This window comes from Komagataeibacter medellinensis NBRC 3288 (genome assembly GCF_000182745.2).
Taxonomy (GTDB): Bacteria; Pseudomonadota; Alphaproteobacteria; order Acetobacterales; family Acetobacteraceae; genus Komagataeibacter; species Komagataeibacter medellinensis.
Window position 1 is genome coordinate 1,309,099 of the sequence record NC_016027.1, and the last position, 12,673, is coordinate 1,321,771.

Genomic DNA, 12,673 nt, shown 5'->3' on the forward strand with positions numbered 1-12,673 from the left:
CTTTAAAGCTTTTTGAAAAAAAGCGTCACCAGAAACGCCTTCATGCCTTACGGCATATCCCTGCGGGGGCAGGTCAGGGCATGTCAAACAGCGCCTGCATGCCGTCCCGGTCCATCCCGGTCATGAGCGCCAGCGCCAGCAGGATGCGCGCCTGCCGTGGCCGCATGTGCCCAGCCGCAAGAATGCCGCGCTGGCACAATTCCTGCCGCTGCACCACACCACCGCAATAGCCGCTGGTGGCCTGCACGACCACCACGCCACGGGTCACGGCTTCATCCAGCGCCACGTTTTCCGCAGGCGTGCACATGCCCGGCAGCATCCCCGCCGAGATCAGGCCCCGCGCCCCTGCCGCCACAAAGGCACGTATGCCCACACCATCAGCCCCTGCATGGCTGTAGCAGATATCCACGCGCGGCACCGTGCCCCCCACACCGTAGGCTTCGGGCCAGCCAATGTGCCGACGATAGGCAGGCATGCGGCCAAAAATGACACGGTTTGCCTCCACCATACCAATTGGCCCGAAATCGGGCGAGCGGAAGGTCTCCAACTGGTAGGTCGACGCCTTGGTGACTTCCTGTGCCGCATGGATCTCATTATTGGCCACAACCAGAACGCCACGGCCTGCGGCCTGCGGGGCGGACGCCACCAGCAGGGCCGCGAACAGATTGGCCGGGCCATCGGCACTGATGGCGCTGGCCGGGCGCTGGGCGCCCACCACCACCACGGGGCAGGACACATCCAGCACCAGATCAAGAAAACAGGCCGCCTCCTCCAGCGAGGACGTGCCGTGCGTCACCACAACCCCGTCCACATTGGGCTGCTCAAGAAGGGTGCGGTTGATGACACCGGCCAGTTCAAACCAGCGCGGCAGGGTCATCTCCACGCTATCACAGCTTGAAAACGCAATCCCGCGCACGGCAAAGCGGGCACGCACACCCTCGGGCAGCGCCTCCAGCAGGTCATCGCCGTCAATATTTGTGCCGATTTCCGCATAGTCGACCGTATCACGCGGGTCGGCAGCCTGCCGGGCAATGGTACCGCCGGTGGAGATAATGGCTATGACAGGTCGCGGCATGGTCGGGTTCCCACTGGTCGGATCAGGACGTGCGATCAATCACGCGCAGACTGATCGTGTCAAACAACGCTACTGGTAAAGCCCGGGCTTGGGCAGCCAGCCGGTCAGCAGGTGGCGGCCTATTTCGGCATTCTTCCACTCAACGGGGTCATGCAGCGAAACGGTACGGGCATCGCGCCAGTAACGGTCCAGCGCATAGGCGGCATCGGTCCCCCGCGCGCCGGCGGCAGACGGTGCATCACTGGCCGCCCGCAGTCCAGCGCGCGTGGCCAGAGAACGCGCGGCACTGGCCGCCATGGCCACGGCACCACGCGATACCTGGCCGCCTTCATAGCGTTCCAGCATCCGGCCTGCCTCCATCACAGCGCAATAGGCGCCAAACAGGTCGGCCCCGATCTCACCCAGCAGGCGGCGCACATAGGGGTCCTGCTCGGCATTTTCCACCCCTGCGGCACCCCATGGCCGGGCATTCCGGGGCACGAACGCACAGACAGTCCGCAACGCGCCAATGCCGATACCCGCCAGAATCGCGCTGAAACCGGCCTGGAAGCGCAGGGCGACGTGCTGCGGCAGGTCCGCATCGGATGCCAGTGCGTTCCAGCTATCGTGCACACACACCTGCTCCAGTGTTACGGTACCGGAATCGGTGGCGCGCTGGCCCATGCGGTTCCAGTCATGATGAAAGACCATCCCCTGCGTCCCACGCGGCACAAGGTCCATACGCACCCCCGCACGGACCGATCCCGCCTGTTGCGCCGCCACCGGGTTGAATGACGAGACCGCCACCAGATCGGCACCCGATGCGCCGGTGGCATAGATCTTGCGCCCGCACAGGACATGCATGCCATCAGGGCCGGGGCGGGCCAGCGTCTGTAGGAAACTGTCGGCCGTGCGCCCATTTTCAGCGACCGCCATGCCAAGGATGATATGCTCGCCCAGAATACGGGCCGCAAGCTGCGCCTTCAGCGCAGGCGGCGCATAAGCGAATATCTCACGCAGGAGGTCATCATGCACCTTGTATATCTGAGCCACGGCCGGGTCCGCCACGGCAAGGCGCAGCATGACTTCAAGGGAAAGATCCTGTGTCACGCCCATCCCACCCCATTCCACCGGCACCGCCAGGGCCAGAATGCCTGTCGGTTTGAGGGCCGCAATCGCCTGATGAGGGTAGCCACCGCTCCGGTCACGCTGCGCCGCGGTGGGGGCAATGCGGGTATCAAGCACATGCTGCACACGCAGCAGCACCGCCCCCGTCGCGCCACTTATGCGATAGGGCGGCAGCAGGTCATGCAGCAGGGGCGGCAGGCAATGTACGTCAGGGGACGGGGTTGTCATGCCGCACGATAGAAAAGATGAGGCAGACCAGCAACCATCCTACCCAGCCAGCCCAGAACACTCCCACCGAAAACCGGTTCGGTGGGAGTGTTCTGCTGTACTGTTTTTACGAACATCTTCACCGGTCTGAATGTACGCATTCAGACAGGTTCCGCTCTAGCCGCCTGCCTGCCTGCGGGCGGCGGCACGGATGTCGCTCAGGGTAAGCAGCCAGATCATGAACCCGCCCATAGCCAGGCAGGCACCAACCCACCCGACCGAAGACCAGCCCAGCCCGGCACTAATGGCAAGACCACCCAGCGCGGGGCCGATGGCATTGGCCATGTTGAACGCACTCTGGTTCATGGCTGCGGCCAGGGCCTGTGCATCCACCGCCACGCTGAGCAGGCGCGACTGGATTACAGTGCCAAGCCCGCCGCCGCACCCGATCATGAACACGATGGGCATCATGCCCCACACGGAATGCACCGAACCCGGAAAACCCGCCAGCGCCGCCGCATTGACCAGAAGCGTACCGCCAATGGTCGGCATCATCTTCCTGTCAGCCGCCCAGGCACAGGCCATGGTACCCACGGTCATACCCACACCAAATACCGCCAGCATGACCGGAGTCATATAGGCAGGCGCCTGCGTCACCACCTCCAGAATGGAGGCAAGGTAGGTATAGACACAGAAAATACCACCAAAGCCCACCACGCCAATGCCCAGCGTAAGCCAGACCTGCCGGTTGCGCAGGGCACGCACTTCTGTCATGGCGCTGGCCTGCGGGCGCGGCGGGTCCATGGGCACGAAACGGACAATCAGCATCATCGTGCACAGCGCCAGACCCGCAATCAGCACGAAGGCCCAGCGCCAGCCCACCATCATACCCAGGCCATTGGCCATTGGCACGCCACCAATCGTGGCGATAGTCAAACCCAGCACCACACGCGCCACCGCCTGCGTGCGCCGGTTGATCGGCACAAGCGAGGACGCAACAATGCCCGCCGTGCCGAAATAGGCCCCATGGGGCAGTCCACTGATGAAGCGGCACAGTAGCAGCAGCCCATAATTCGGCGCCAGTGCGGTCAGTCCGTTACCCACCACATACATGATCATCATGCCGATCAGCAGGTATTTGCGGCTCAGCTTGGCTCCGATCATGGCGATCAGGGGCGCGCCCACGCACACGCCCGCCGCATAGGCCTCGATTGCATGCCCCGCCTGCGGAACGGTGACGTGCATGTCCGCCGAGATCATGGGGACCAGACTCATCGCAGCAAATTCGGCCGTGCCAATGGCAAAACCGCCCAATGCAAGGATGAAGAAGATCAGGCCAGGACGGACGGCGTCATGAACGGATACATCCGTCCCCACGCCAGCGTTGGTTGGTGTCTGTGTCATGCATGGACCCAGGAAAAGATAGGGACACGCGCATGTGCGCGCTGATGTTTCCGGGCCGATACACCCATGCACGACCGCCTACAACCCTGCATGACGCGCGAAGTCCATATCTTCAGGCTATGCCTTGCTGCCACTGGCTGGCAAGGCCGGTTTCCGGCGGACTGACCGTGAAGTAAAAATCATGGAACAGGCCAAGACCCCTGCTCCCCATGGAGAATGGCACACCCTGCCCCGCCCGGCCTTCATGCTGAATTCCAGAAAAGCAAAAAAACAGTGCAGTTGCGTAAGCGGGCATGACAGCACCGGCCATGCGTGGTCATTCACAACCGCAATGCAGGTCAGATACTGGCCTTGTGCCAGATGGCAGGCATAAAAAAGGACGCCGAAGCGCCCGTCATGCAGATAGCCCTACTGTACTGCCTGCCAGCCATTCCCACATTATTGTGGGAATTCCGGCTGCAGGGGTATCAGGACAGAACCCCCAGCAATCAGGCAGCGCGATCAGACACGATGGTCGCAACCATCAGGGCAGCAATCATGGGCAGGAAAGCAACCATGGTCAGGGAAGACATGGCGTTGACGGAGTGAGCAATCATGGTGCTGATGTTTGTAATGAACATTTGTTTTTCCTCTGGTGTTGAGTTGGTGAGACGGAAAGAACACCAGAACTAAAATACAGGCAATGGAAAACATGCCATATTTACTGAAAAAAACGGACTCATTACATATTTTATATGATATTGTTGACCAACAAATACTCACGACCATCTAAGAATCATTGCTCTATCCCAGACAGGATGGAGAATGACGCCACAAAAAGCAGCAAAACCGATTTTTTCTGAAAAAAAGGGGGAATGATCTGGTTAAAAAATATGCAAACGCATAAATTTAAACCATTCATGATCACATTTTAGTGATGTCAATTTCTGTTTCTTAGCCCGCTTCAGCAGGATGACTGTCACATTTCCTGCGACACCGAAAAAACAGATGTATTTTCAATAACCTGCATGGAGGCTCCCGTCCAGCACAAAAAACAGGCCTTTCGCCATAAATGTTATGGGAAAGGCCTGGTGCTGCCCCCTATGCGTCCTTCAGGTCAGGGGTCTCGATTCCGTAGTCATAGCGGCGCACGGCGGCTCCCATGGCCGCCATGGCTGGGGGTGCATCCATGGGGGTAAAGCCGACTTCCACAAACACAACGCCTTCGTGCCGCGCGGCCTGCGCCAGTGCCGCGTCCAGTTCCGCCACGCTCCCCGCCCTGAGCGACAGGGGCGCTGCATCTGGCCCCAGGGCCATGGGCAGGCTGGCATAATCCCAGTTGGCGATATCATTGTATGCGGCTTTTGGTCCCAGGATCATCCGCTCGATGGTATAGCCGCCATTATTGATCAGGAAGATCGTGATGTTGCACCGGTGGCGCAGCAGGGTGGACAATTCCTGCGCGGTCATCTGGAATGACCCATCGCCAATAAAGAGCACATGCCGCCTATGCGGCGTAGCAAGGCAGGCTCCAAGGCTTGCCGGCAGGGAATAGCCGATGGCAGCCCATATGGGCTGCACCAGCAGGCTGCACCGCGCGGGCAGGCGCGCATGCAGCATGGCTGTCATGGATGACCCGTTATCGGCCACCACCACATCACCCGGCTGGAGGAAAGCCTCGGCTTTGGGCCAGAAAACCGCCTGTTCCCATGCCTGCGGGGCAGGTGGCGGGGCAGTCTTTACTGCTGGGGGCGGGAGGTCCGCGCGCTTATGCGGTTGCGCCGCCAGTTTATGCAGGACCGCATCAAGCAGGCTGGCCGCAGTTATGCCCTGAAAGTTTTCACCATCGCAGGTCAGGCTGAAAGGCTGGATATCAACCAGCGCACCGACACCGATCTGTTGCGAAAAATAGCCGGACGTGGAATCCACGAACCGCACGCCCAACCCGATCACGCAATCGGCCCCATGCACATAATCGGCCACATGTGGGGCGGAGGCAGCACCGCCATAAGCCCCAAGCCATTCCTGCCCCTCCTCCGGCATGATAGTACGCGCCGAGGACAGGACAGCGTAGGGAATGCCGTACTGCATGCACAACTGCTGCACCCGCTCCGCCAGGCCATACTGCCGCACCATAGCATCGACCAGCACCACGGCCTGGCGGGCCTGTCTGATGCGCTGCGCTATGCATGAAGCCGCACGGTCTACCAGTGCAGGGTCCGATAGCCCTGCTGCGACGGGGGATGATCCCACCTCTACATCGACATAGCAGATATCAGATGGGAACTGGATATAAACCGGGCGCCTGAACGCCTGCACCGCGTGCAGCACGCGATCCGTCTCGGCTACGGCACTGGCGGGATGCAGGCGGGCCGTCGCCACCGTGAATTGCTGGTAGCAGGCCATGACGTTATCATAATTGCCGTCGGCCAGCGTATGATGCACCAGCGCGCGAGATTCGATGGCATGCCACGGCGGCATGCCGGAAATCACGACCAGCGGCACCCCTTCCGCGCATGCACCCGCCACGGCCGACAGCGCCGACAGGTCTCCGACCCCATACGTGACCAGTACGGCGCCGATACCGGTCAGCCGTGCATCACCATCGGCCGCATAGGCGGCGTTGAGTTCGTTACAGGTCCCGATAAACGTGATGCCGGGGGTCCGCTCGATCAGTGCCAGGAATTCCAGATTGTAGTCACCTGGCACGCCATAAATGCGCGAGACCCCACTCAGCCGGAGCCGATCCAGCAACATACTCCCGATTGATCCGCGCATGGTCCCACGCCTTCCCTGTTCCCGTCCGGCCCTGATTGACCGTCCGGCTATCAAGATCACTGTTTGGCAAGGATGAAAAGCCCACGCAGTGTAGCGGCAGCCCCCACCCACACGCCCCTATCGGCATGAGGCAGGATGCAGACGGCACGAGAAGCGTGACGGGAAAAGCGGACGACGCGCTATTTCCCCGTCACGCCGTCATGCTCCAGCATGTCGATGATGGCAGCAGCCGTCTCCTCCACCGAGCGGTGAGTTACGTTGATGAGCGGCCATTTGAACCGGACGCATAACCGGCGCGCCCATTGCAGTTCTTCCTGCACATTCTGGGGGTCGATATACGGCCGAACGGATGTTTCCGACATGCCGGGGGTGGCGATGGAGCGTCCCGGCAGCATCATGCCAACCCGTGAGCGTCGGATTTCAAGCAGCGTATAGGGGTCGATCGTCAACCCCACCACCAGACCATGAAAATCCACCAGTCCCGGCGGCAGCGGCGCATGCGGCACCAGCGGAATATTGGCCGCCCTGATGCCCCGGTTGGCAAGGTAGAAGCATGTTGGTGTCTTGGATGTGCGCGACACGCCCACAAGGACCACGTCGGCCTTAGCAAGGTCCGTGGCCTTCTGCCCATCATCATGAGCGATGACGTACTGCATCGCATCAATGCGGCGACGATAGCTGTCATCCATCACGTACTGGCCGCCAGGATGGCGCTCGGCCACAATGCCGGTCTGCTCTTCAAGGAAATGGATGGTGCTATCAAGAATGTTCTTGACCTGCACCCCGATGCGCGCGCACTCCACGCGCAGGATGGTCTGTAGGTCGGGTGAAGTGAGCGAGGAGAGCACCGGCCCCGGCTCATCGCGTATCCCCGCCAGCACGCGCCCGACCTGCACGCGGGTGCGCACAAGGTTCCAGTTGCGTGGCGAGAACTCGGCATCCTGAAACTGCGCGCTACAGGCGCGCATGACGGCTTCCAGCGCCTGCCCTGTCGCTTCGGAGACAAGGTGCAGGACAATTGGCTGATTGCTCATGGTCCTGCCTGACATGGCGCCCCACCCACAGGCAGGGCGCCATTTTTTACGGTGTTATGGCCAAGGGCACATTCAGGCCGGGCTTGCGGCCTTCCGGCGCGTGGCCAGCGCCGCCTGGGCGGCGGCAAGGCGGGCAACCGGTACGCGGAAGGGCGAGCACGAGACATAATCCAGCCCGACTTCATCAAAGAACGCGATGGAATCCGGGTCACCACCATGTTCGCCGCAGATGCCCAGCTTCAGGTCCGGGGCGGTCTGTCGGCCACGTTCCACACCAAGGCGCACAAGCGCGCCCACGCCATCACGGTCGATGGATACGAACGGGTCGCGCGGCAGCAGGCCATGGTCAACGTAGTAAGGCAGGAAAGAGCCTGCATCATCACGTGACAGGCCAAAGGCCGTCTGGGTCAGGTCGTTGGTGCCAAACGAGAAGAAATCGGCATATTCGGCGATCTGGTCCGCCTGCAGGGCAGCACGAGGCAGTTCGATCATGGTGCCGATGGAGTAGTTGAGGTTGGTTCCCTCTTCCTTCAACACGCGCGCGATCTCGTCCTCGGCCGCGCGGCGGGTGGTGGCCAGTTCAGCCTTTGTCGCCACCAGCGGGATCATGATCTCGGGGTGGATGGGCTTACCCAGTTCTTTTTCAACCATCACCGCCGCCTGAATCAGCGCACGCACCTGCATGGCATAGATTTCCGGGCTGGTCAGACCAAGGCGGCAGCCACGGTGGCCCAGCATCGGGTTGGTTTCGGCCAGTGCCGCACAGCGGGTACGCACGTCATCCACACTCTTGCCCAGCGCCTGCGCCACTTCGGCCATTTCGGCTTCGGCATGCGGCAGGAACTCATGCAGCGGCGGGTCGAGCAGGCGCACCGTGACCGGCAGGCCGGCCATGATGCGGAACAGGCTGGCAAAATCCTCGCGCTGGAACGGCAGCAGGGCGGCAATGGCCTTCTGGCGCACACTTTCCTCATCGGCGATGATCATCTGGCGGACAAAGCCGATGCGGTCGGGGCCAAAGAACATGTGCTCGGTCCGCGCAAGACCGATCCCTTCCGCACCAAAACGGCGTGCGGTCCGCGCATCTTCGGGTGTTTCGGCATTGGCGCGCACGCCCAGGCGGCGCACCGCATCCGCCCAGCCCATGAGCGTGTTGAAATCATCCGATAGCACGGGTTCGATGGTGGGCACGCGCCCCAGATAGACCGCGCCCGTCCCGCCATCGAGCGTGATCCACTCGCCTTCCTTTACGGTATGGGAGCCAACATTCAGGGAGCCCGCCGCATAATCGACATGGATGCTGCCGGCACCGGCCACACACACACGCCCCATGCCACGCGCCACCACGGCGGCGTGCGAGGTCATGCCGCCACGGGTGGTCAGCACGCCACGGGCGGCGTGCATGCCGTGAACGTCTTCCGGCGAGGTCTCGATACGGACGAGGATCACGTCCTCCCCCTTCGCCGCACGGGCTTCACACTCTTCCGCAGTGAACACGACCGCACCCGCTGCCGCACCGGGAGAGGCCGGGAGGCCACGGGTCAGCTGCACGCGCTCGGCCTTGGGATCGAGTGTGGGGTGCAGCAGTTGGTCAAGCGATGCGGCGGGCACGCGCTGGATGGCCTCTTCCTGCGTGATCAGCCCTTCGCGTGCCATGTCGATGGCAATCTTGAGTGCTGCGGCCGCTGTGCGTTTGCCGTTGCGGGTCTGGAGAATGTACAGGACGTTGCGCTGGACGGTGAATTCGATGTCCTGCATGTCCTTGTAATGGGTTTCCAGAAGGGAGCGCACGCGCAGCAGTTCGCCGTAAGCCTGCGGCAGAGCGGTTTCCATCGGGTGCTGGCCAGCTTCGGCACGTGCACAGGCCATGGGCTGCGGCGTGCGGATACCCGCCACCACATCCTCGCCCTGTGCATTGATCAGGTACTCACCATAGAAAATGTTCTCACCCGTCGAGGGATCACGGGTGAAGCACACGCCGGTCGCGCAGTCATCGCCCATATTGCCGAACACCATGGATTGCACGTTGACTGCCGTCCCCCACGAAGCCGGGATCTCGTGCAGCTTGCGGTAGGTGTTGGCGCGCGGGTTCATCCACGATCCGAATACGGCGCCAATCGCACCCCACAACTGGTCCTGCGGGTTGGTGGGGAATTCGGCGCCGGTATGAGTGGTGATGATGTGGTGATAATCCACCACGATGGCGCGCCACTGGCCAGCCGTAATGGCGGTATCATCTTCCACGCTGTTGGCGCGCTTGAACTGCTCCAGCACGTCCTCGAAATGGTGATGGGGCACACCCATCACGACCGAACCGTACATCTGGATGAACCGGCGGTAGCTGTCCCATGCGAAGCGGGCATCACCCGATGAACGGGCCAGACCTTCGACCGTCTGGTCATTGAGGCCGAGGTTGAGCACCGTATCCATCATGCCCGGCATGGACACGCGCGCACCCGAGCGCACCGAGACCAGAAGCGGGGCTTCAGGGTCACCAAAGCGCAGACCCATGGACTGCTCGATACGCTGCAGAGCGGCATCCACCTGCGCCTTCAGTGCATCAGGATATTTCCGGCCGTTTTCATAGAAGGCCGAACAGACTTCCGTCGTAATGGTAAAGCCCGGCGGAACAGGCAGGCCGTTCGCCGCCATTTCCGCCAGATTGGCGCCTTTGCCCCCCAGGAGGTTGCGCATATCCGCGCGCCCTTCGTTGAGGCCACTTCCGAAGCTGTAAACCCATTTGGTCATGTCTGTTCGTTCCTACACGCGTCCGTCTGTCAGAAATCACGCCTGGTCCGGAACAGGGTAAAAACAGGCGACCGCGCTATTAGTATTGTTTGTTGTTGGCAGGTCCGGGACAAGAAATTAACCGCCAGACCCCCACAGGGGCAATCACTATTTTTGACGGCACAAAATGGGCGCATCACCTTACATGGTCCGGACAGAAGAGACTCCCCAACATGACCATCTAAAATAAATTACTTATATAACAATGTGTTATAATAATTTTTGGCTTTGATCTTTTGGTTGCCAATAGGAAATACCCCTATCATATTATTTTTTATAATTTTAGTTATTTATAATATGAATTAATTTATGGCCCCTCAAAATGCATATTTTTTTAATATTTTCTTGTGCATTGCAGCAAATTTGTTGCGCACTGCACAATAATAAAATTTCTATTACAAAATCTCTCTCGAAAATACTTTCCTATCCATTTAATTATGTTGACACTCGGCCAGTGTTTAATAAAAAATCCTTCCCGGCCATAAAAAAACAAGAAGTACGGTCATAATGAAAAAAGCGCTGCTCCTCCTCCTGCCGTTCGCAGGGCTCCTGTGGGTGCCACTGTATAACCGGCATGACCCGACCCTGTTCGGATTTCCATTCTTCTACTGGTATCAGCTTGCCTGGGTGCCCGTAACCTCAGTCCTTATATGGATGGCTTGGAAGTCGGACCGTCAGTCATGAATGCATCAATTCTTCCCGACAACGCCGCCATTGGCGTGTTCGTACTCTGCTTTGTTGCCACCATCGTACTGGGCAGTACCGTCCGGCTGTGGCGGCCACTGCTGAACCGGCGCAAGACCACTGCCAGCCACACGGCAGGCGAGGAATGGGGGTTGGGTGGCCGTGAATTCGGTGCCTGGGTCACATGGTTCCTGGTGGGGGGGGATTTCTATACCGCCTACACCGTCATCGCCGTGCCCGCACTTGTCTATTCCACCGGCGGGTTTGGCTTTTTCGCCCTGCCCTATACCATCATCGTCTATCCGTTCATCTTTGCGGTCATGCCGCGCCTGTGGACCATCGCGCGTGATGGCGGACATGCCACGGCGGCCGATATCGTACGCGCACGCTTTGGCAGCCGGACACTGGAACTTGCGGTGGCGCTAAGCGGACTGATCGCCGTGCTGCCCTATATCGCGCTACAGCTTATCGGCATCCGCACCGTGATCGAGGCACTGGGCTTTACCGGCATGCTGCCGCTACTGATCGCCTTCGTCTCCCTTGCGGCCTATACTTGGCTAGGGGGGTTGCACGCCCCGGCGCTGACCGCCTTCATCAAGGATGTGATGATTTATATCGCGGTACTGGCAGCGGTCATCATCGTGCCGATCCATCTGGGTGGGTATGGCGCCATGTTCCACACTGCCACCCAACACCTGCCCCCCGTGCCGGACGGACGGATCGTGTCACAGGGGCAGACGGTGCCCTATGCAACGCTGGCCCTGTCATCCGCCTTCGCCGCCTTCCTCTACCCGCATACCCTTACGGGCATCCTTGCTGCCAAATCAGCCGATACGATCCGGCAGAACGCGGTGTTCCTGCCGATCTATACCATTGTGCTGGGACTGATCGCGCTGCTGGGGCTGATGGCGCATGCGGCCGGCATCGTGACCACATCGTCCTCGCAGGTGGTACCACAACTTTTTCTGGCCATCTTCCCGTCATGGTTTGCCGGCTTCTGCTTTGCTGCAATTGCGGTAGGTGCGCTGGTCCCTGCTTCGGTCATGGCCATTGGTGCGGCCAATCTGATCATGCACAACATCCTGCCCAGACACAGCGAATCCGTGACCGGCTCCAGACTGGCAGGCTTCGGGGTCAAGATTGGCGCACTGATCTGCGTGGTGTTCCTCAACGCCAAGTTTGCCATCGACCTGCAACTGCTCGGCGGCGTCATCATCCTACAGACCTTCCCCGCGCTGATCATGGGGCTACTGCCGCTCCGCCTGCCCGCGCCCGCCCTGATCGGGGGGTGGATCGTCGGTTCGCTTACCGGACTGGGCCTGTGCTGGATGGATGGACTCAAACCGGTGCATCCCATCGCATTTGCCGGTTTTTCCGCCTCGGTTTCCACCGGGTTGCTGGGACTGGTCATCAATATTGCCGTAACCCTGGCACTGGGCTCGGTCATCCGGCTGGCGCTTGGTGCCTCCCCTTCCACCCTGCGGACCGGCCCGACGGGCGTGCAGCGATAGGATATGGCTCCCTGCATGCGCCCACATCAGGGCAGCGTGCAGGGATATGCCATGGTCGTCATATCGGTGACCAAACCCCTGCCAACGAAGGCACAACGACGGGCAGC

9 protein-coding genes are annotated in these 12,673 nt (G+C 60.6%); 2 read left to right on the forward strand and 7 right to left on the reverse strand.

The genetic code is table 11. The features are described 5' to 3' along the window. Positions 1-73: 73 nt before the first annotated feature. The 7 genes from GLX_RS05970 to ppdK form a co-directional block, all read right to left on the reverse strand. Positions 74-1,075, reverse strand: coding sequence for an asparaginase (locus GLX_RS05970; protein WP_014105105.1), 1,002 nt, complete (start codon positions 1,073-1,075; stop codon positions 74-76). Positions 1,076-1,144: 69 nt separating this feature from the next. After that, on the reverse strand, positions 1,145-2,410 hold the full coding sequence (locus GLX_RS05975) for an acyl-CoA dehydrogenase family protein (RefSeq protein ID WP_014105106.1): 1,266 nt from the start codon (positions 2,408-2,410) through the stop codon (positions 1,145-1,147). 156 nt (positions 2,411-2,566) lie between these two features. Next, the gene (locus tag GLX_RS05980; protein WP_014105107.1) at positions 2,567-3,793 is read right to left on the reverse strand and encodes an MFS transporter; all 1,227 of its coding nucleotides are present in this window, start codon (positions 3,791-3,793) and stop codon (positions 2,567-2,569) included. Positions 3,794-4,281: 488 nt separating this feature from the next. Next, on the reverse strand, positions 4,282-4,413 hold the full coding sequence (locus GLX_RS19215) for a hypothetical protein (protein WP_267128691.1): 132 nt from the start codon (positions 4,411-4,413) through the stop codon (positions 4,282-4,284). A 460-nt stretch (positions 4,414-4,873) separates the two neighbouring features. Then, positions 4,874-6,550: an alpha-keto acid decarboxylase family protein gene (locus tag GLX_RS05995; RefSeq protein WP_014105108.1), complete on the reverse strand. Its 1,677-nt coding sequence runs from the start codon at positions 6,548-6,550 to the stop codon at positions 4,874-4,876. 179 nt (positions 6,551-6,729) lie between these two features. Next, positions 6,730-7,584 carry a pyruvate, water dikinase regulatory protein gene (locus GLX_RS06000; protein ID WP_041247216.1) on the reverse strand — a complete coding sequence of 285 codons (855 nt, stop codon included), beginning with the start codon at positions 7,582-7,584 and terminating at the stop codon, positions 6,730-6,732. Positions 7,585-7,656: 72 nt separating this feature from the next. Continuing rightward, complete coding sequence (ppdK, locus tag GLX_RS06005; RefSeq protein ID WP_014105110.1) at positions 7,657-10,332, reverse strand: pyruvate, phosphate dikinase; 2,676 nt, start codon at positions 10,330-10,332, stop codon at positions 7,657-7,659. A 546-nt stretch (positions 10,333-10,878) separates the two neighbouring features. Here ppdK and GLX_RS17040 point away from each other — a divergent pair. After that, positions 10,879-11,055 carry a DUF3311 domain-containing protein gene (locus GLX_RS17040; protein ID WP_041247217.1) on the forward strand — a complete coding sequence of 59 codons (177 nt, stop codon included), beginning with the start codon at positions 10,879-10,881 and terminating at the stop codon, positions 11,053-11,055. Then, on the forward strand, positions 11,052-12,566 hold the full coding sequence (locus GLX_RS06015; RefSeq protein ID WP_041247218.1) for a sodium:solute symporter family protein: 1,515 nt from the start codon (positions 11,052-11,054) through the stop codon (positions 12,564-12,566). The genes GLX_RS17040 and GLX_RS06015 overlap by 4 nt, the downstream gene beginning before the upstream one ends. Positions 12,567-12,673 lie beyond the last annotated feature (107 nt).

What these genes read in the sequence shown, in the direction of transcription:
- GLX_RS05995 (WP_014105108.1), bottom strand. Translation starts at nt 6,550, where the DNA reads ATGCGCGGATCAATCGGGAGTATGTTGCTGGATCGGCTCCGGCTGAGT.
- ppdK (WP_014105110.1), bottom strand. Translation starts at nt 10,332, where the DNA reads ATGACCAAATGGGTTTACAGCTTCGGAAGTGGCCTCAACGAAGGGCGC.
- GLX_RS06000 (WP_041247216.1), bottom strand. Translation starts at nt 7,584, where the DNA reads ATGAGCAATCAGCCAATTGTCCTGCACCTTGTCTCCGAAGCGACAGGG.
- GLX_RS17040 (WP_041247217.1), top strand. Translation starts at nt 10,879, where the DNA reads ATGAAAAAAGCGCTGCTCCTCCTCCTGCCGTTCGCAGGGCTCCTGTGG.
- GLX_RS06015 (WP_041247218.1), top strand. Translation starts at nt 11,052, where the DNA reads ATGAATGCATCAATTCTTCCCGACAACGCCGCCATTGGCGTGTTCGTA.
- GLX_RS19215 (WP_267128691.1), bottom strand. Translation starts at nt 4,413, where the DNA reads ATGTTCATTACAAACATCAGCACCATGATTGCTCACTCCGTCAACGCC.
- GLX_RS05980 (WP_014105107.1), bottom strand. Translation starts at nt 3,793, where the DNA reads ATGACACAGACACCAACCAACGCTGGCGTGGGGACGGATGTATCCGTT.
- GLX_RS05975 (WP_014105106.1), bottom strand. Translation starts at nt 2,410, where the DNA reads ATGACAACCCCGTCCCCTGACGTACATTGCCTGCCGCCCCTGCTGCAT.
- GLX_RS05970 (WP_014105105.1), bottom strand. Translation starts at nt 1,075, where the DNA reads ATGCCGCGACCTGTCATAGCCATTATCTCCACCGGCGGTACCATTGCC.